The sequence below is a fragment of the Enterococcus hulanensis genome (assembly GCF_005405485.1).
Taxonomy (GTDB): domain Bacteria; phylum Bacillota; class Bacilli; order Lactobacillales; family Enterococcaceae; genus Enterococcus_A; species Enterococcus_A hulanensis.
The window spans coordinates 185010-205047 of record NZ_BJED01000003.1; the positions used below are offsets into that span (position 1 = coordinate 185010).

Below are 20038 nucleotides of genomic sequence, written 5' to 3' on the forward strand. Positions count from 1 at the left end.
TAACCGATTCGAATCCCCAGTCTTTTTTAGTTGATTCAATCCCAGTTTGTTCTTTTAGTATGTTGATTGCTTGATGTAACACTTCAATCCGTCCTCTCTGCAAAAAGAAAACCCTAATGACCAGTAATCGTCATTAGGGTTATTCATCCTCTTTAATATGTCCTTGCTCTCTTAGTGAGCTGTACTTATCCGTCACACATCCAATGATTAAATGATCTACCAATTGAATTTGCACTGTCTTACACGCTTGTATCAAATTTTTAGTAAATTGTATGTCTTGGATCGATGCTGTGGTATCACCACTCGGATGGCAATGGGCAACAATAATGCTTGTTGAATTCGCCAGTATTGCTGGTTTCAAAATGTCTCTAGGTACTGCGATTGCTTGGTTAACAGTGCCGATCAATGTTAAATTTAGAAATGTAGGCTCTTTCTTCGTATTCAACCCAACGACATAAAGATGTTCTCGATCCTTCCCTTTCAAATAAGGTTCAAAGAGCTCATATGCCAACCGAGTGCTGGTAATTCTTCTTGGTCCATATAATAGTGATGATTCTTTTACCAATTGCAAAGACACTACATTTACTCGTTTTTGCGATTCATTTTTCTTCATTAATAAGACCTTCTTTCTATTACTTTTTATGATTTTCTACTTATAGTCTGAGTTTTTTATTCTAGTATTCATCTGGCAATAACATGGTCTGGTGTGTCTGGTCATCAATAACCCATAATTTCTTTACTTGGAAATTTGTTAATTCCTTTGTTATTCGACATTCATGATAGTCGATGAAGAACGGTTCTTCTTGTCGATGAGTGATGTTAATGGTCTTGCGTTGATCATCTCGATTGAATTCAAAAATTTGTAAGTAATCCATTTGAATCTCTGATTGCTTAATCTTCTTGTCAATCAACTGCCAACAGCGTAACTGAATTTCTTTCGAAACTTGTTCGTTTACTACTTCTGAACATAAAAATAGCCCAATCATCGATTAAGATGATTGGGCTTCATGGTAATAATATATATTTTTGTTTATGCGATATATCTTTATTTTGTTACTATTTTTTCATTTTAAAAACGAATAAAACAATTAAAAATATTTTTATGGTGATAGTTCTTCTAACCCATCCTCTGCTTTGGTAAACTGATTATATAATATATAGACGAGGGGTTATCAAATGAAAAAGAAATTGGTTTTACTATCGATATTCTTGTTACTATTACCTGTTACCGCCTGTTCGCCAAAGAAAAAAAATGCAGAAACTGACACCACGAATTCTTCGCAATCAACTGTGAAGGAGTATGAATCGCTTATAGAAAAAGCTGAGAAATACTTTGAAGAAGAAGAATATGATAAATCAATTGCTGCGTATGAAATAGCTTTGGAAAAAGGTGGCTCTAAAGATAGACGTATTAAGAAAAATATTGCTGGCATAAAAAGTTTGCAAATAGCGTTAGATTTAAAAAAAGAAAATAAAATTGATGAGTTGAAGGAAAAGATTGAGGAATCCAAAATTTTAGATGATCCCGAAAATATTGCTTTTGATAAAATATCTCAATTGAATAAACTACAAGTATCAGAGCAAAGCACTATCAATAGTAAAACTGCTGAAAACAACTCTTCCACACAAAAATATCTAGTTAATAGTGAACAAGATGCCTTAAGCTTAGTTAATAGCAAACGAGTAAATCGTGTTGAAATTAAACAGGCTGAGGGGTTTGATGGTACTTTTTATCGCTTTACCTTTATTGAACAGGGAGAAGAAGTTCGGGCTATTGTCAATGCTATAAACGGTTCTTTATCTTTTGAAGAAATCAAAACCACAAATACCCAAACCATTGATTATGAACAGATAGCGCGCGATAAAGTAGCAAGTCAATTTCCTGAATATGAAGTTTATGAGTTTCAACCTGCTGGTGAAGATACGATGAATGTTTTTTTAAGAAATAAAGAGACTGGGGACATCCCAATTCATGCTGTCGGTGCAATTGATATTAAAACTGGGGAAACATTTGGGTTTTAAAATCCAAATCTTTCGACATAATTAAGTTTTTATAAACGTATGAATAGTCTATTAACAAATCGAACCAGTATTGAATAAAATATGACGAGGAGTTTACTAAAATGAAAAAGAAATTAATTGTAATTTTAATACTCTTGTCACTATTTCCTATTACTGCTTGTTCCACAAAAGAAAAAAAAGCAGAAACGGATCCCACGAGTACTTTAGAAGCATCTGATAAAGAGTATAAAGCACTTATAAAAAAGGCTGAGAAATATTTTGAAGAAGAAGAATATAATAAATCAATTGCTGCGTATGAAATAGCTTTGGAAAGAGGTGGCTCTAAAGATAGACGCATTAAGAAAAATATTGCTGGCATAAAAAGTTTGCAAATAGCGTTAGATTTAAAAAAAGAAAATAAAATTGATGAACTAAAAGAGAAAATCACCTCAGCAAAAATCTTGAACGATCCCGAAAATATCGCCTTTAACAAGTTATCTGAGTTGAACAAGTTACAGGCCTCGTTACAAAGTAGTGCAGCTGAAAATAGTGCTTCTACACAAAAATATTCAGTTAATAGTGAACAAGACGCACTAAATTTAGTTAATAGTAAAAGGGTTAATCATGTCGATATAAAAAAATCGGAAGGATTTGACGGTACATTTTATCGATTTACTTTTATCGAACAAGGAGAAGAATACAGAGCTATCGTCAATGCCATAAACGAGGAAATATCTTTTGAAGCCGTCAATGGTGAACAGACTAATACTAGCCAATCCTCTGCGGACAAGCAAGAGTATGAATCTGTCAAAATGAATGCTGAAAGTTATTTGAATGGTGTCAAATCCTATTATAAACAAGGTGATTATCAAGCTTCTATAAACGCAGGCAACTCATTTATGGATATGAAAACGCAGGCTCATGATACTCTAACAGATTACGACTTTTCTCAACTATATAATGACTCCAACTTTAGAATGATCGAAAATTATCGTAATATGGCTTATCAAGATATTCAAGGAACTCCTCAAGGGGTATCTCCATAATGTAAAAGAATGCGTCATACAAGTACCAATTAAGTATACTTGTGTGACGTTTCTTTCTAATCTTTTTCACTTAATAAACCCAATTACAGCATAAAAACAAAAAAATATCCCTATTTATGATACGGCTCCCCTGCATTGATCCGAAATGCGCGATAGATTTGCTCCACCAAAATCAAGCGCATTAATTGATGGGGATACGTCATCTTGCCGAAGGAGATTTGGGCGTTGCTGCGTTTTAGGACTTGATCGCTGAGGCCTAGTGAGCCGCCGATGATGAAGGCGAACTGGCTTTTGCCACTGGTTTGGAGTTTATCGAGTGTAGCAGCGAAGTCTTCGCTGCTGGGATTTTGGCCGTTGATGGCTAGGGCAAAGACGTATTCTTGTTCTTTGATTTTGGCGAGGATGCGTTCGCCTTCTTTTTCTTTGACTTGGATCATTTCAGCCTCGCTGAGTTTTTCGGGGGCTTTTTCGTCGGGGACTTCGACTAATGTGATCTTGCAATATTTTGATAGGCGCTTCGTATATTCGTTGATTCCTTGAACCAAATATTTTTCTTTCAGCTTTCCTACAGAAATAATTTTGATGTTCATATTTTTCCTCCTTAACCTTTTAAAAAGTTACTTTTCTTCTATATAAGTTGCTTCCATAGACTATATTTTTAATTTCAGATAAAACTTATCCACCGATGGAAACGCTAAAATGGGGATTCATTTTTCTTTTTCCACGGAGTTATGCACACTAATCACAGGTTTATCCACAGTTTTTAGATAGTTCTTTCCCTTTTTGCAAGTATTCTTACATACAAACATATGTTTTCCACCGAGTTATCCACCTTATCCACATTTGTGTGGATAAGAAACTTCAAACAATTAACAAACTTTTTCCTTAGTTTTCCACTAGGTATGTGGAAAACAAGTTTTTTTATCACTTCTCTACATTTTCCTCCGAACCTTTTTCATAAAAAAGTCAAATCGGTGTAGTAGACTTAACTTACAAAAAAATACTATACTCAATATAACGTATATCACAGTAGAGGTGGAGGAAAATATGATAAGAAAAGATATTACCCCAACACCCAAAAAGTCACCCGGTTTTTTCAGACGATTTGGGATCAGTTTATTAGGCGGTGTGCTTGGCGCCGTTTTAACGATCGGAATTTTTTATGTGGCGAACGGCTCGCTGCTTGCACCAAATAATCAGACGGCCAGCGGATCACCAAGTGCCGGCAATACGAAAGTCAGCAATATGAAGGTTGATGTCAATTCGGATATTACAGATGCGGCCAGCAAAGTCCAAGACGCAGTCGTATCCGTCATCAACTTGCAGAAACAGCAATCACAAAGCGGTTTAGGCGGCTTCTCTGATATTTTCGGTAACGGAAATGATGATCAGCAATCACAAGATGATAGCGGCCAGCTGGAAGAAGCGTCAGAGGGTTCCGGTGTTATCTACAAGCTCGAAGGCAAAACAGCCTATATCGTAACGAATAATCACGTGGTAGAAAAACAAGATGGCCTTGAGGTGCTGTTGAAAGATGGCTCGAAGGTCAAAGCAACCCTAGTCGGTACCGATTCTTATACAGACTTGGCTGTTTTAAAGGTAGAATCTGACAAAGTTGCCGACATCAAGCCCGCTACCTTTGGCGACTCTAGCAGCTTAAAAGTTGGTGAGCCTGCTATCGCGCTTGGTTCTCCATTAGGTTCACAATATGCCAACTCTGTCACTTCAGGGATCATTTCTTCATTGAACCGCCAAGTGGTCAATCAAAATGATGAAGGTCAAACAGTCAATATCAACGCAATCCAAACAGATGCGGCCATCAACCCTGGTAACTCCGGCGGTCCGTTAGTCAATATGGCTGGTCAAGTAGTCGGAATCAACTCTAGCAAGATCGTTCAAACGGAATCAAATGTCAGTGTTGAAGGAATTGGTTTTGCTATTCCAAGTAATGACGTTGTGAATGTCATCAACCAACTAGAAAAAGACGGCAAAGTGATTCGTCCAGCTCTAGGTATCACAATGGCAAATCTTTCTGACCTATCAACCGAACAAGTAAGCGAGATCGTTAAGGTGCCAAGTTCTGTCACTCAAGGTGTTGTCGTTGCAAGTGTTCAATCTTCTACACCAGCTGATCAAGCGGGCTTGAAGAAGTATGATGTCATCACAAAAATCGATGACACAGATGTGTCATCGGGTGTTGAATTGCAATCTGAATTGTATAAACACAAAGTTGGCGACACCGTGAAGGTCACTTACTACCGTCAGGATAAGAAAGAAACAGTTTCAGTCAAGTTGAGCATCGATGCTACTTCATTGAAATCAAACTCGCAAAAACAAAGCAATCAATAAAATGAACGACTCTATTCAACAACGAATAGAGTCGTTTTTGTGCGATAACTAATGGTCAATTAACAGTTTGGACATCAAAAAATTCAAAGAAAAAATTTCTTTGGATCGAATGAATGCGTTATTCCCTGATCGTTCTTCCTTTGATTAAGCGGATGATTCGTTCCGATACTGCCGCTTTGAATCAACGTCATAATTCTGAATGTTGCTTCTAAAGACATTTTTTGTTTGGCCTTCAGCTTGATAAAAAAGAACAACTCTCCATTTTGACAGCCCAGCGGAGGTCAAAGTGGAGAGTTGTTTTATTTGCCTACTTCAAATTTTTCGCCGGTCTTCGCGTCTTCGTCCAAGGCTAGAATCCCTCTTTTTTCTGGGGCATTTGGCAGGTGTAATTCTTTGGCTGAGCAGATCATGCCGAAGCTGTCTACTCCGCGTAAGCTGCCGGGCCAAATCATTTGACCGTCTGGCATCATCGCACCTGGTTTTGCTACAACGACTTTTTGTCCGGCTTCGATATTTGGTGCACCGCAAACGATTTGCAGCGTCTTGCCGTCATCGATCTCTACTTCGGTAATATGCAGATGATCGGAATCAGGATGATCGACACAAGTCTTCACATAGCCCACCACAAATTTTGGTGAAAGGTCCGCTGCTAGACGTTCTTCAAATCCTGCCAGCTTTAATTGTTCGTTTAAGGTTTCGATATCTTTTTCTGACAGCTCGACTTGTCCATTGCCTTGGATATTCAAGTATTCGGATACGTTGAAAAAGTTCCAAGCAACAGTCGTACCATCAGTCGTTTGAACGCGGGCAACTGCCCCTTTTCGTTCTGCAGCATTTTCTTTGTTTTCATCATTTTTGACGATCACCATTAACGTGTCGCCAACAGTTTGTTTGTTATACGCAAAAATCACGTTTTTACCTCCAGTCGTAGTCCTCTCGTATCTTAACAAATCTAATGGGCCTTGTGCATGAGATTTTTTTCATTTCCAGCTTATCACTCAGTTCCCATTTTTCTCCAAATAAAAAGCTGGTCAAGCCAGCTTTTATTCGGCACTTGGATGAACGATTAAAACATCGCACAACGCTTCTTTAATCACATAGCTGGCAACACTGCCGGTCATGAAGCGTTCGACAGCATTTAGTCCAGATTGTCCGACCATGACTAGATCGATGTCGTATTTTTCAGGCAAGGTCTTTGCCATCGCTTCTTTTGCCGAGCCATAGGCGATGATGCCTTCGATCTTGTTATAGCCAAGCTCTTTTCCGATCGCTTTGCATTGATTGATCAAGTCTTTAGCGTCTGCCGCTAGCTGATCCATAATGTTTTCATTCAAGGGCGAATAGCTCATGAACGTATAGATCTGATGATCGATCACGTTTGCGACGTAAACTGTTCCGTGGTTTCGTTTAGCAACCGCCAAGGCTTTTTTGAAGGCCTCCATCGCTTGATCGCTGCCGTCGATCCCAACTAAAATATTTTGATATGATTGTGTGAACATAACGATCTCCTACCCTTCTACTCGTTGTAAAAAGCCGGCGATTTCTTCTTTGGTTTTACGATTTTTATTGACCAGCCGACCTAATTCTTCTCCGTCATTTACCACAACAAAACTAGGGATCCCAAAAATATTCCATTCAGCCGCTACGTCAATAAATTCGTCACGATCTACTTGAATAAATTGAAACTGCGGAAACTCCGCTTCGATCTCAGGCATCTGAGGCTTGATAAAACTGCAATCGCCACACCAGTCAGCGGTAAAAAAGAAGACATTCTTACCTTTTTGCGCATAATCGGCTAATTCTTCAATACTTTTAGGGATAATCATTCCGTCACGACCTTTTCTTTTACTACCTTGATTATACACTTTTCGTTCTTTTTGAGAAAGAAGGTTACTCGTGGACTGCTTCTGCTCAATGCGCTGCCTCATAGTTCTTTTTTATGGAAAAGAATGGCAGATAGTTTTCAAATTTGATTGGAAGAATGGTAAAATAAGGCGAACGCAAGAAACTACTACGCCCGCACTAATTAGATAGCTGATAATTTTACTTCTACCATTACATTTAAGTAAAGTGAAACTCAGCTTTAAAAACATTAAATTGAATGAGGAGATTGCTACTATGGGAAAAGTTAAAAACTTTGCAGAAGGCCTCGCTGTAGGTTCAACGATCGGCTTAGCCGCAGGGATTGCTGCAAATCATTATTACCGCAAAAAACAAAAAATGTCCCCAGATAAAGTGTTGGATCAGATCAAAGCGGCCTTTTTAAAGGAAGGTCCGATCGAGGGCTCATGGATCTCTTTTGACACAGAGCACAAGCAGAAATTCGCCATCACGATGGATGTTCTTTCTGGCGGGATCACTCGTACAGAAGACGATCATCTGGTTGCCTATGAATTTAAAGCTGATGCTAAAACAGGAGCTGTTTTAAGTATTGATCGAGTCATTAGCGAATAAAAATAAGCGTATGCCGGCAATCGGCATACGCTATTTTTTATAAGTTGATTGGTTCGCCGCCGGTCACACCATAGATTTGTGATGTCACGTAGCTGGCGTCGTTTGATGCTAAAAAGACATAAACTGGGGCCAACTCGGCTGGCTGACCTGCTCTTTCTAGTAACGCGTTTTGACCAAATTCAGGCAACGCTTCTTTTGGTTGGCCGTGATCCAATTGCAGCGGTGTCCAGATTGGACCAGGAGCAACCCCGTTCACGCGAATCCCTTTTTTCGCCAGCTGGCTCGCTAGGCTGACAGTGAAGTTCGCGATCGCCGCTTTAGTTGAAGCGTAATCCATCAGATGATCGCTTGGATTGAAGGCTTGAACAGACGTTGTCGTCACGATACTGCTGCCTGCCGGTAAGTGAGGCAGTGCGGCTTGTACGATGGCAAACATTGAAACGATATTTACCTTGAAGGTATCCTCCACTTGTTTGACTGGTAATTCTTCGATTGATTCTCGTGTAATCTGCTGCGCGGCATTTAGGACTAACGTATCTAATCCGCCAAAGGCTTCGACTGTTTTAGCGACCATTTCTTTTGGGGCGTGATCTTCTCTTAGATCGTATGGCAGCAACAGTGCCTTACGTCCGGCTTTTTCAATATAGTCGGCAACTTCTTTCGCATCTTTTTCTTCGCCCGGGAAATAATGGATAGCCACATCCGCACCTTCTCGTGCAAATGCAATCGCTGCGGCACGACCGATTCCAGAGTCTCCTCCTGTAATCAATACTCGGCGATTCTCTAATTTTTTATTTCCAACATAGCTTTCCTCACCACAATCTGGTTTAGGTGCCATGTCATCTTGCAGTGCCGGAGTATCTTGATCTTGCTTCTTAAATTGTCCTTCATGATACATTTTTCGCGGATCGATTAAGTTTGGTTCGTTCATTCTATCTCCTCACTTTCTACCTCTAACACTACGCGATATTGGCAAAAAGCAAAAATATTTTGCTTAAAAGTTAAATTTGTAAAACGATTTTTACTTCGCTGTTTTGGCAAGCGAGTCGATAAACCATTGTTCAAAACGCGACGCCTCTACGTTGACCGCGACCTCCGCATTTGCCGGCAGATCTAAATAATTGTTCAGATCAATCAAGGATGCCCCATAGGTTAATGACGCGGTCGTCTCAATCTCGACGCGCGTCGAAACCAATTCAAACATTTCCGGCTTTACGATCAAGGCAATCGCTAAAGCATCGTACATATTCAAACCCGCATCAACACTTCCGCTGCGGTACTTCGAAAATAGTTGATGGATCATTTCACCAATTTCACCCATACTTTTCAGCTTGTCCGTAATTTCCGGCATGATCTTAGCTTGATTGCCGACTTCTAATGGCGCCACTTGGATCGGGATGCCGCTGTTGAAGACGATCTTTGCCGCTTCGGGATCAGCCGCAAAATTAAATTCAGACAGCACGCCATAATTTCCACGTCCCAAGCTGCCGCCCATCACAACGATTCGATCGATTTTGGCTAAGTCCTGCGGGTAAAGGTGGATAAACAGCGCGATATCCGTTAATGGACCGATTCCGACTAGTGTCGTTTTTTCGGCTTCGTTCACTACCTCGTGCATCGCCTCAACTGCCGTCTGAGATTCATCCGCAAAAATGGTCGCCTCCGGAAACTCATAGCCGTCCATACCTGACTCCCCATGGATCTCACTGGCATCGATCGCTTCTCTTAATAACGGACGCGAGCTTCCTAGAACAACGCGCGGTGTCTTTTGATAGAGCGTCAATAGTTTTTCGGTGTTGGCTTTCGTGTGTTCCAAACTGACATTACCGAAGATCGGGCAGATCAATTTGACCTCCAGCTCCTCGCTAAAAAGGGCCAAAGCGATCGCAACTGCATCATCGATTCCCGGATCGGTACTTAAAATGACTGGTCTTTTCTTCATAGCATTCTCTCTTTCTCTTTAAGTCTCAAGCGTTCTCAAAAAGCATACAACAGGATTCGCTTTTATGCCAACCAGTGCATCCTCTCCAACAGAAAAAACCTCACAATTAAAAATTGTGAGGTTCATTTCAGCAAATGCTTATTTCACTAAACGATAGATCGCGTCTGCATAGATTACTGCAGAGTTCAAAATATCTTCAACGGACATGTATTCGTTGGCTTGGTGCATTGTATCTTCAAAGCCAGGGAATTGTGCGCCGTAAGCGACACCGCGTTCTAGTAAACGACCGAATGTTCCGCCGCCAATCACTTTTTCTTCCCCTTTGATACCAGTGTGGTCTTCAAAGGTATCTAGCAAAGTAGCTACCAATGGATCATCTGCTGGTACATAGTGAGGAAGCATGTGGTGTGCTCCTTGAGTCACCTTCACGTCCGCGCCGAATAGTTCTTCTAATTTTGCTTTGATGTCTTCGGCTGTCGTACCTTTAGGGTAACGGAAGTTCAACGTGATATGGTTGTCGTTGTCTTGACCGTCTTTGAAGCTGAAGATTCCAGCGTTCATCGTCAATTCGCCCATTTTTTCATTGTTGAATGCTACGCCTAATTTTTTACCATAAACATCTTCATGGATGTATTTTGCGCTGTTTTCGATAAAGGCTTTAGCACCCTTTTCAAAATCATAGTTTGTCAAAAAGACTGCTAAGAAAGTCCCAGCGTTCGTACCTAATTGAGGACTTGCGCCATGAGCTGCTTTTCCGTCTAAATGTAAAGTAACTGTTGTACCAGATACTTCAGCTTTTCCGCTAACTGGATTGTTTTCAACATAGTCGGCGAATTCCTTCGCTAATTTTTCAGCAGCGTCTGCATCTGCAACTTTTACTTCTGCAACTGCATTGCCGGGAACCATGTTTTCGCGAAGACCAGCTTCAAAGCTTACAAGTACATAAGAAGTACCGTTTGTACCATCAAAATGAGGGATCATAGTTACGTTCCCTTTTTCACCGTTGATGATTGGGAAATACGCATCTGGTGAGAAACCAAAGTCAGGTTTTTCTTCGTGTTCGAAGTAGTAGTCCATATCTCCCCAGCCGCTTTCTTCGTCAGTACCGAAGACGAAACGGATTTTTTTAGAGATTGGCAAACCTAATTCTTTGATGATTTTTACAGCATAGTAAGCCGCAACTGAAGGGCCTTTATCATCGCTTGATCCGCGGGCGTATAATTTGCCGTCGCGAATTTCTGGTTCGTAAGGATCTGAACTCCAACCGTCGCCAGCAGGTACCACATCTAAGTGACCGAAGATTCCTAAGGTTTCATCGCCGTCACCGTAATCAAAATGGCCGGCATAGTTGTCGACGTTTTTTGTTGTGAAGCCATCGCGTTCTGCGATCTCAAGCATTTTTTCTAATGCTTCCACCGGCCCAGGTCCGAATGGTGCTTCTTTAGTTGCTTTGTCGTCTTCACGTTCACTCTTAATACGTAATAAAGTGAATAGATCCGCTAATAGATCGTCTTTACGTGCTTCGACTTCTTTTTTAAAATCGATTGTCATTGAAAGATTCCTCCTTATTCGATTCGAATGCCATATAACATTCAACTACTGCATTCACTTGAATGATTGCCTCACTTTTAAACGGCTTTCTCTTCTTAGTGAATTGCGAAAAGTTGAGCCAACTCTAATGAAGATGTAAAAATTTGAGACAAATTTTCTTATTGTCGTTGGCATACGATTCCACTAGCGTATTAAAAATACAAAGTGGAACTCGCAACTGACATCCCTTAATTTAAACCACTTTAATGATAGCATTCTATTGAATAGAATAAAAATGAAAACTCTTTAAGAAATGCAAGGACAGGTTCTCCTTTTTCCCTTATAATGAGACTCATAGTGAATTTTATCCTGTTATTACCATTAAAAATGATTCCAATATAAAGTTAATGAAAGCGGGTGACTAGATGGTCCAACTAAACGAAGAAATATTGCATAAAGTGATTACAAAACGACCGAAGATTTCCCACAAAGGAACCTTTGGCAGAGTTGTTTTGATCGGCGGCAATCAACAATATGGCGGTGCGATCATCATGAGTGCCGAGGCTTGTATCAAAAGCGGCGCGGGACTTACCACCGTCGTCACTGCTGAAAAAAATCATAGCGCCCTTCACGCACGCCTGCCAGAAGCGATGGTTTTAGCCTTTTGGGAGACGACGATGATCTATCAGGTTCTAGAAAAAGCCGATGTTGTCTTGATTGGTCCTGGGCTAGGCTTGGATAAAACGGCACTGACCCTGTTAAAAGGCGTATTGAAAAGTCAAAAAGAGCAGCAATGGCTGGTAATTGACGGTTCAGCCATCTCGCTCTTTAGTGAGTATAATCTGACATTAAAGCATCCTGAACAGACCGTGTTCACTCCTCATCAGGCGGAGTGGGAAAGACTGAGCGGCTTATCCTTTATCCAGCAGACGGATGAAAACAATCGCGCCAAGCAGGCTCTTTTAGGCGCCAAGATCGTTTTGAAGAGTCATCGCACAACGATCTACGACGAAGCGATCGCCTACTATCAAAATTCCTTAGGTAATCCGGGAATGGCGACAGGCGGTACGGGAGATACTTTGGCTGGTATGATCACCGGCTTTTTAGCTCAGTTTGAAAAAAATATCGATACGGTCGGAGCGGCGGTCTATCTCCATAGCTTGATAGGCGACGAGCTGGCAAAAGATCATTACGTCGTCTTGCCTACCTCCATCAGTGAGGCTCTGCCTCGTTATATGAAAAAATATGCAACCGAAAGGAACTAACTATGGAAAAATATCCCGGCTATCTTCGCAAGCCTTTTTATTATGAAACAGACAAGATGGGCATCATTCATCACTCTAATTACATTCGCTGGTTTGAAGAGGCCCGTGTCGACGCGCTGTCTTTTATGAACTGCCCCTTTGAAAAAATCGAAGCTGATGGTATTATGATCCCTGTTTTAGGTGTCAGCTGCGAGTACAAGGAAATGGTCCGCTTCGGCGACGAAGTTCTGATCCAACCAATCGTCACTAAATATACCGGCACACGCCTAGATTTCGAATACCGTGTCTATAATGGAGACAGACTGGTGACGACCGGTACGAGCCAACACTGCTTCATGTCCTACGAAACTAACCGTTTAGTGCAGCTGCGAAAAACTCATCCTGCCCTGCATGAACTATTTTTAGAATATTACGAAACAACCAAAGAAGATTTGTAAAAAAATAGCCGCTGGCAAATTGCCAACGGCTATTTTTAATTTAAGAAATCTTTCCGGTCTCTCTTATTATGCTGAAATGCTTTCGCCAGCAGTTTCTTCTGACACACTTGTTTCTTCATCAACCAATTTTTTGTCGTAAGCACGAGCAAATGGCAGGTAGATGACAAACGCTGCACCCGCACAGATGATTGCGACTAAAGCTGCTTTCCAGTCACCAGCGGTACTGATGAAGGCACCGACACCAACTGGTGAAGGCCAAGGCATGTTCGCGATTACTGGACGAATGAATTCTAATTGGATCGCAAAGTAAGCAATCGATGCTGAAACCATTGGTGCTAAGAAGAACGGAATCGCCATGAATGGATTGTAGATCAATGGGATACCGAAGATTAGCGGTTCATTGATATTGAACAGACATGGAACGATTGCTGCTTTACCTAAGACTTTTAACTGTTCTGATTTAGCCATGTAAACTAAGAAGATACATAAACCTAATGTTGCACCAGATCCGCCGATTGTTACGAAGGCGTTTTGGAACTCACCGGCTAACGGGATATGTGCGCCGTCAGCGTTCAAAGCCAAGTTGCCCAAAGTGATCGGAGCGATCAATGAAGAAATAATGTTGGCGCCGTGAATACCCACGATCCATAAAGCGTGGATCAAGAAGTAAATCACCATAACACCGATCCAGCTGCTGGTTAAGTTCGTTACGAAACCGAACGGAATAGCGATCAATTGGAAAATATCGGTATTGAGGAATACTAAGACCCCTGTAATGATCAGGATAACAAAGGCTACAACAAATGCTGGGATCAATGCTGTAAAGGCTCTAGATACACCTTCTGGAACTTGTTCAGGCATTTTGATGACCCAATTTTTTGATACACACAAACGATAAAGCTGAACGGCAATGACTGCCATGATGATTCCTGTAAAGATTCCGACTGTTCCTAAACGAGCAACGCCGTCACCGCCGATTGCCCAACCGTTGATGATGTTTTCTTTAGCGTCAGTCAAACGAACCACTGTGCCGTTGTCCATCACTAATTGAGGAATCGACAAGAAGAATGCGAACATTGACAGCAATGCACCTGTGATCGGCGCCATGTTCAAATCTTCTTCTTCCGCGATGATTTTCGTGTACTCATATCCTAAGCCAACACAAAAGTATAATGCCAAAATCCCCATCGTCGTACTGTTGGCTAACATGTAAAGGTCACTGAATTTGAAAAACGTCGCGTTGAAAATGCCTTCTAAAAACGGAAATGTCATTGGCAAAATATTGAACACTAAGAACATTGAACCAACGATCGTAAATGGAATTGCGCCCATACCAGCACCCATGATTGCCCGCACAACTTTTAATGATGCGATTTTCCCCATTGGGCCCATCAAGTTTTTCTCTAAGAAAGCAAAGACTTTATTATTTGATCCGTCCATTTTTTAATCACCCTTTATTTATTATTTAGTTTGCTAAATTCTGTAATATACGATGCATGTTTATCCTTTTGACTATAAATGCTGTTAATTCTTTTTAAAATAATTCCTGACAACAGGATTCCAACGATCAATATGCAGCTGACAAACCCTTTGCTTGTCATGTTATTTGTGAAAAATGGGAAGACTTGTTCGAAGCCTAGATTCGTCAAAACAGCCGCAAACAAAATGATGTTCATTACTATTTGAGTTATTTGATATAGCCGATGCCATTTTAATTGGTCGCGAACATCATCTGATGGATAGCCGTACAGACGTAAATGCTCTGCAATGGCTGGCACTGAAAGTACAATTAATCCCAGCGGCAGCAGTGCCCACATACTTTTACTCATAGCTAAAGAAAGCAACCAATATAAATTAGTAAAGAAAAAACCGGCTAATAAATATCTAAGTAAAAGGAAGCGATTATATCTAAAATTCTTCAATGCCGTTTCTTTTTTTAACTGACTAACAGACTCTTTATCCATCGTGTGTTCTCTCCTTATTCGTAGTTAGGTAATGATTTTTTATCAAAAATCAATCCTATTCTCATGCCGTATATCATTCTGCTAAAGTGCACGTACTTCTTTTTTCTTGAAGCTTGATGTCTTTACGTCGAACGTTGTGCTACTGCGAAAAGCAGAACTGACATCCTATCTCGTTCTTCGGTAACTATTTTTTCAAAAACCGAAAAAATAGGTTTTATTCTCGCCACGTATATCATCCAACTAGTTCTTTCATTTTTGTTTTCTTTGAACTGCTTTTTAGGTTTTTTCACCTTATTAGCTGCTAACAAGTTGGACTGACATCCTTATTCGTAGTAAGGTAATGATTTTTTAACAAAAATCACTCCTATTCTCATGCCGTATATCATTCTGCTAAAACGTACGTACTTCTTTTTTCTAGAAACTTGATGTCTCTATATCGAACTTTGTGCTACTGCGAAAAGCAGAACTGACATCCTATCTCGTTCTTCGGTAGCTATTTTTCAAACATCATTTGCTTGTTCGTATTCTTGTATTTCTTTTTCTAGCTGTTTATATTTTTTCTCGACTCGTTTGGCTTCAACGGCTAGCGGTATCCCGCCGTAGGGCAACTGCTTGATGGTGTCCAACTCTTTTTTTAAGTTGTTCAGCTCCACCCGTTTTAATTCGATTTTTTTATTCATCCTTAGCGCTCCTTGTTCTTACTAAGGTAAGTAGCTCTTATTGTGCTACTTTTTGATATAAAGACAGCATCTCGATTGCGACTTCGCGGAGGGTCATAGTGGTCATCAGGTGATCTTGTGCGTGCACCATAATGATTTCCATTTCGATTTTTTCTCCGCTGGCGTATTGCTGTAAGAGCTCGGTTTGTGCTTTGTGGGCTTTGACTAGCGACTCGTTTGCTTCGTTCAAATGTCCTTCGGCTTCTTCATAGTTTCCTTCACGCATACTTTTGAAACCTTCATGTACAAGAGTTCGGGCATCGCCACTACTCAAAATAATTTCAAATGCAGCTTCTTGTAATTTTTCTGAGTCCATTTGTTTTCTCCTTTTTATGCTTTTTTAAATTGATCAATAAACGCCTTGATAAAGTTATCAAAAGTATCGCTGAAAGCTAAGGCTTTCCTGAAGTGATCATCTTCCATGATTTCGACCAACATTTGACTAACCTTGTCTATCTCAAACTTCCCTATTTTATCCGGTGACAGCAAGAATACTAATTGAATGCTTTGACATTCCTCGCCCCAGTTGATCCCTTCCGGTACTACCGCTACCGCAACGTGACCTTCTTTGGTCAGCGCTTCGATTGGATGCGGTACAGCCATAAATTCTGAGAAGACGACTGAACTATAGGATTCTCTTAGTTTCAACTGGTTCAAAAAGCTTTCCTGCAAGTCGGTGTTTTCGACTGCTTCGATCTTGCCGATCAATTCTTTTAAGACCGCCTCTTTTGTTGCGGGTCCTTTGGCAAAATAAAACAGCTCTGGTTTGAAGCTTCGCTTAATTAATTCAATTTGTTCTTCGACCATTTCTGGCTGATTCTTTTCTTTGCAATCTTTGAAATGGCCACCCTTATTGCTGGATATTTCATGATTGATTTTTTGGATGTCCTCTTTCCCTAAGAAGACGCTGACGTTAACGATTGGTGCATTTAAAACGATATTTCCCAAATTGATCGATGAAATGATCAAATCGATCTGGCTTAAATCCTGTTCGGCGATCTCATAGTAGCTGATGACCTTTTCGATCAAGATTCTGGAGCCAAATTCTCGTTCCAACCGATTTTTGATCATCTGGGAGCTGCCTAAGCCGGTCGCACAAATAACTAGAACATGAGTCTTTTGCTCATTGAAGTAGCGTTCCACCGCTGCCGTTATGTGAATGGCAAGATAGGCCCATTCCCCTTCGGTCACTTGATAAGGCTTAAAGACAGGCATTTTTGAAAAATAGTTGACTGTCAGCTCATACAAATCAGGATATTGTGTCTTGATCTCCTCGAGCAGCGGATTTTCGATGCTGGAGTTGTTTTGCAGCCGTGTCAATAGCGGGATGAAGTGAATCATCAGCCCATCAATTAAGATCGTATCGTGTTCCAAATTAAACGGCGTGTTCTGATCGATCGCCTTTAATGTTTCTAGCAACTGCGATCGAATTTCAGCTTCGGTCGCATCGGCCTTTTGAAAAATGGTTTTAGCGGTGATCTTATTCTTCAAGTGAAGCGCGATAAAATCGGCTTCTTCAGAAGAAAAGGTGATCCCCATCGCATTTTCAATTCTTGCTAAGATTTTTAATGCTGTTTGGTATTCAATCGAATCTTCGTCAAAAGCGATCGGCGCCTGGATGTCCATCAAGAAACCATTTTGGATTCGTTTGATCGCCAGGCCGATATGAAGGACTAAGTTATAAACGATGAAATCTGAAAGTTTTAATTGTGATTCCCGACATTCATCTAAAACAATAATGACAATTTCCTCAACACTGATCCCTTCCAATAAGTTCGCGTACATTGAAAAGGCAAACAGATTGTCATGCAGACGTTCCATAAAGAAATAATTCATAATGAAGTGGCGAATATTCTGTTCATTCCCTACTATGAAAATTCCTTTATTGCTTTTACTTTGAAGCTCGATTTGGTAAGGTGCGATCAGTTTTTTTATTTCAACTAGATCGTTCGATATGGTTGAGCGAGAAACAAATAGTTCGTCTGCGATTGCATCAACATACACGGCACTTTGTTCAAAAAATAAGCGGTTTAGAATATAGTACTGTCGATCATTTGATTCCTGAATCGTCGTAATATCCTTTGAAGTTGATTGATCTTTTACTTCGGTCAGATAAAACTCATCAAATCTTTTTGCGTCCTCAATTTTCAACTGGTACCCATTTCCTTGTTTCGCTTCGATCGTCGCGACAGCCTCAGCTTTTAATGTATCTTCTAACAAATGCAGATATTTTCTGGCTGTCCGATTGGAAACATCAATCCCCGAAGCAATTTCTTGGCTCGTCAAATACGTGTGCTTATGATCAAAAAGCAGTTTTAGGATTTGTGTTTCTCTTTTGCTCAACATTGCTATCAATCCTTACTAAATATTTTCAAGAATCACTTTAGACAATTTATCAATCCCCATTGGAATCGGTACATACGCTTGCGGCGGGATGTTGACAATTGGTTTGCTGTATTTCTTCGCGCTCTTTTCTAAGCTGTCAAAGTACATTTTTGTTTGCGGACTAACCAGATACAAATCATATTCGTCCTTGGCAATCGTGCTTGCTCCTTGCGATTGAGAAGTGGCATCTACTTGGATCTCTTCTCCTTTTCCTTGCAAGTTCTCTGTTGTTTTTTTGGCAATTACTGATGAAGACATTCCTCCGGCACAAATAATCAATGCTTTTTTCATCGTTGTTTCCTCCCTATATTATTTAAATATTTTTATCCTTATATTTCTTTCTACTATTATTTTAATAGAATCACAGCTTATAGCGGGTTCGTTTTTTATTCTAGAATTTCACCATTTGAAGCAATCACCTGCTTATACCAATCAAATGAATCTTTCTTGCTGCGTTCCAAGGTTCCGTTGCCTTCGTTGTCCCGATCGACATAAATAAAGCCATAGCGTTTTTTCATTTCGCCGGTGTTCGCCGAAACTAAATCGATGCAGCCCCAAGGTGTATACCCCATCAAGTCAACGCCATCTTCTACGACTGCTTTCTTCATTTCTTTAATGTGGTCGCGGAAGTAATTCATCCGATACGTGTCATGAACGCTGCCGTCCGCTTCTTTTTCATCGATCGCGCCAAAACCGTTTTCAACAATGAACAGCGGCACGCGATAATGATCCGTGAACCAGTTCAAGGCATAACGCAAACCTTCTGGATCGATCTGCCAGCCCCAATCTGAGATACCGATGTACTCATTTCGGATAAAGTCTTCTTGCTCATGGTAATCGTAGAAAACATTGTCCTCATTATGCTTGATGGCAAATGACATGTAATAGCTGAAGCCGATGTAATCAACGGTTCCTTTTTTCAGTTCTGCTAAATCTTCCGATGTGATATCTAAATCATAACCTTTTCTGGCAAAGTATGTCATCATATAACCCGGATAAGCACCATGCACATGAACATCAGTAAAGTAATAGCGTTTCTCCATGGCCTTTTGCGCCATCAAAACATCAGATGGTTTACAGGTTGCCGGATAAATCGGACACATGGCGATCATACAACCAATTTCAAAATCTGGATTGATCGCTTTTCCGATTTGAACAGCTTTCGCACTAGCCACTAACTCATAATGAGCGGCTTGATACATAATCTTCTCACGATCCTGCCCTTCCTTAAAAGGAATCGCTGAGTTGGTAAACAAGAAAAATGGATCATTGTAATTGGCTTGATTATTGATCTCGTTAAAGGTCATCCAATATTTGACCTTGTCTTTATAACGTTTAAAACAAACCTCGGCAAACTTTACAAAAAAATCAATGACTTTACGATTGGAAAAACCGCCATACTCGGTGACTAAATGATACGGCAACTCAAAATGCGAAAGCGTCACGACGGGTTCGATGCCGTATTTCAAACATTCATCGAAAAGATTGTCGTAAAATTTCAGCCCCGCTTCATTGGGAACCTCCTCATCTCCTTTAGGAAAAATTCGCGTCCAGGCAATCGATGTTCGGAAGCACTTGAAGCCCATCTCAGCAAAGAGTGCGATGTCTTCTTTGTAGCGATGATAAAAATCGATTCCGTCATGATTGGGATAATACTCTCCTTCCAGCACCCCTTCAGTAATTCTTCGCGGAACTCCTGGTCCGCCGACAGTCATCACATCTGCTACGCTGGTTCCTTTTCCATCTGCCTGCCAAGCACCTTCAAGCTGATGAGCGGCCACTGCACCTCCCCACAAAAAATCTTTTGGAAATCCTGTCATACGTTTACCTTCCTTTCCTTTACTATCCTCATCATAAGAGATAGCGGTTACATTCGGAACTCAGACATTTGCCACAGCGTTGTGGCAATTTGCTAGCTGGGGTAGTTTCTATAGAAGAAAGTTGTT

The 20038-nt window shown here is 40.6% G+C and carries 22 protein-coding genes; 6 read left to right on the forward strand and 16 right to left on the reverse strand.

What is annotated here, in order from left to right:
* Nucleotides 1-139 precede the first annotated feature (139 nt).
* A complete protein-coding gene (locus tag FFR60_RS04790; protein WP_137663268.1) occupies nt 140-613 on the reverse strand; it encodes a JAB domain-containing protein in 474 nt (157 codons plus the stop codon).
* 61 nt (nt 614-674) lie between these two features.
* Nucleotides 675-986, reverse strand: a complete 312-nt coding sequence (locus FFR60_RS04795) for a DUF960 family protein (protein ID WP_137663269.1) — start codon at nt 984-986, stop codon at nt 675-677.
* Between the two features lie 190 nt (nt 987-1176).
* On the opposite strand from FFR60_RS04795, the gene FFR60_RS04800 reads away from it, so the two are divergent.
* Together FFR60_RS04800 and FFR60_RS04805 are read left to right on the forward strand one after the other, a co-directional pair.
* Nucleotides 1177-2022, forward strand: a complete 846-nt coding sequence (locus tag FFR60_RS04800) for a hypothetical protein (RefSeq protein WP_137663270.1) — start codon at nt 1177-1179, stop codon at nt 2020-2022.
* A gap of 101 nt (nt 2023-2123) precedes the next feature.
* Entirely contained in the window at nt 2124-3047 is a 924-nt protein-coding gene (locus FFR60_RS04805) for a hypothetical protein (RefSeq protein WP_137663271.1), read from the forward strand.
* 110 nt (nt 3048-3157) lie between these two features.
* Here the strand turns inward: FFR60_RS04805 and rlmH are convergent, their stop codons facing one another.
* Entirely contained in the window at nt 3158-3637 is a 480-nt protein-coding gene (gene rlmH / locus FFR60_RS04810; protein ID WP_137663272.1) for a 23S rRNA (pseudouridine(1915)-N(3))-methyltransferase RlmH, read from the reverse strand.
* A gap of 457 nt (nt 3638-4094) precedes the next feature.
* Here rlmH and FFR60_RS04815 point away from each other — a divergent pair, with 457 nt between their 5' ends.
* Nucleotides 4095-5396 (forward strand): S1C family serine protease, encoded by a 1302-nt coding sequence (locus FFR60_RS04815; protein ID WP_088934361.1) that lies wholly within the window; start codon nt 4095-4097, stop codon nt 5394-5396.
* Nucleotides 5397-5695: 299 nt separating this feature from the next.
* On the opposite strand, the gene ytpR is transcribed toward FFR60_RS04815, so the two are convergent.
* From ytpR to FFR60_RS04830, 3 genes are all read right to left on the reverse strand, one after another.
* Entirely contained in the window at nt 5696-6307 is a 612-nt protein-coding gene (gene ytpR, locus FFR60_RS04820) for a YtpR family tRNA-binding protein (protein ID WP_137663273.1), read from the reverse strand.
* 132 nt (nt 6308-6439) lie between these two features.
* Complete coding sequence (locus FFR60_RS04825) at nt 6440-6895, reverse strand: universal stress protein (RefSeq protein ID WP_137663274.1); 456 nt, start codon at nt 6893-6895, stop codon at nt 6440-6442.
* 9 nt (nt 6896-6904) lie between these two features.
* Nucleotides 6905-7324 (reverse strand): thioredoxin family protein, encoded by a 420-nt coding sequence (locus tag FFR60_RS04830; protein WP_371852843.1) that lies wholly within the window; start codon nt 7322-7324, stop codon nt 6905-6907.
* Between the two features lie 190 nt (nt 7325-7514).
* Here FFR60_RS04830 and FFR60_RS04835 point away from each other — a divergent pair, with 190 nt between their 5' ends.
* Nucleotides 7515-7850, forward strand: coding sequence for a hypothetical protein (locus FFR60_RS04835; RefSeq protein WP_137663276.1), 336 nt, complete (start codon nt 7515-7517; stop codon nt 7848-7850).
* A 37-nt stretch (nt 7851-7887) separates the two neighbouring features.
* Here the strand turns inward: FFR60_RS04835 and FFR60_RS04840 are convergent, their stop codons facing one another.
* The 3 genes from FFR60_RS04840 to pepV form a co-directional block, all read right to left on the reverse strand.
* Complete coding sequence (locus FFR60_RS04840; RefSeq protein WP_088934356.1) at nt 7888-8781, reverse strand: SDR family oxidoreductase; 894 nt, start codon at nt 8779-8781, stop codon at nt 7888-7890.
* Between the two features lie 90 nt (nt 8782-8871).
* Complete coding sequence (locus tag FFR60_RS04845; protein WP_137663277.1) at nt 8872-9792, reverse strand: nucleoside hydrolase; 921 nt, start codon at nt 9790-9792, stop codon at nt 8872-8874.
* A 138-nt stretch (nt 9793-9930) separates the two neighbouring features.
* Entirely contained in the window at nt 9931-11343 is a 1413-nt protein-coding gene (gene pepV / locus FFR60_RS04850) for a dipeptidase PepV (RefSeq protein WP_088934354.1), read from the reverse strand.
* Between the two features lie 404 nt (nt 11344-11747).
* Here pepV and FFR60_RS04855 point away from each other — a divergent pair, with 404 nt between their 5' ends.
* On the forward strand, nt 11748-12587 hold the full coding sequence (locus tag FFR60_RS04855) for an NAD(P)H-hydrate dehydratase (RefSeq protein ID WP_137663278.1): 840 nt from the start codon (nt 11748-11750) through the stop codon (nt 12585-12587).
* Between the two features lie 2 nt (nt 12588-12589).
* Nucleotides 12590-13024 carry an acyl-CoA thioesterase gene (locus tag FFR60_RS04860; RefSeq protein WP_137663279.1) on the forward strand — a complete coding sequence of 145 codons (435 nt, stop codon included), beginning with the start codon at nt 12590-12592 and terminating at the stop codon, nt 13022-13024.
* 66 nt (nt 13025-13090) lie between these two features.
* Here the strand turns inward: FFR60_RS04860 and celB are convergent, their stop codons facing one another.
* The 7 genes from celB to FFR60_RS04895 all read right to left on the reverse strand — a co-directional run bounded on the left by celB (nt 13091) and on the right by FFR60_RS04895 (nt 19912).
* On the reverse strand, nt 13091-14464 hold the full coding sequence (gene celB, locus FFR60_RS04865) for a PTS cellobiose transporter subunit IIC (RefSeq protein ID WP_137663280.1): 1374 nt from the start codon (nt 14462-14464) through the stop codon (nt 13091-13093).
* Nucleotides 14465-14478: 14 nt separating this feature from the next.
* Entirely contained in the window at nt 14479-14988 is a 510-nt protein-coding gene (locus FFR60_RS04870; protein WP_088934701.1) for a hypothetical protein, read from the reverse strand.
* Between the two features lie 500 nt (nt 14989-15488).
* The gene (locus FFR60_RS04875; protein ID WP_137663281.1) at nt 15489-15668 is read right to left on the reverse strand and encodes a hypothetical protein; all 180 of its coding nucleotides are present in this window, start codon (nt 15666-15668) and stop codon (nt 15489-15491) included.
* Nucleotides 15669-15705: 37 nt separating this feature from the next.
* Nucleotides 15706-16023, reverse strand: coding sequence for a PTS cellobiose transporter subunit IIA (locus FFR60_RS04880; RefSeq protein ID WP_088934347.1), 318 nt, complete (start codon nt 16021-16023; stop codon nt 15706-15708).
* A 14-nt stretch (nt 16024-16037) separates the two neighbouring features.
* A complete protein-coding gene (locus FFR60_RS04885) occupies nt 16038-18053 on the reverse strand; it encodes a BglG family transcription antiterminator (protein WP_137663282.1) in 2016 nt (671 codons plus the stop codon).
* A gap of 15 nt (nt 18054-18068) precedes the next feature.
* A complete protein-coding gene (locus FFR60_RS04890) occupies nt 18069-18383 on the reverse strand; it encodes a PTS cellobiose transporter subunit IIB (RefSeq protein WP_088934345.1) in 315 nt (104 codons plus the stop codon).
* Between the two features lie 95 nt (nt 18384-18478).
* Complete coding sequence (locus tag FFR60_RS04895; RefSeq protein WP_137663283.1) at nt 18479-19912, reverse strand: 6-phospho-beta-glucosidase; 1434 nt, start codon at nt 19910-19912, stop codon at nt 18479-18481.
* Between the last annotated feature and the right edge of the window lie 126 nt (nt 19913-20038).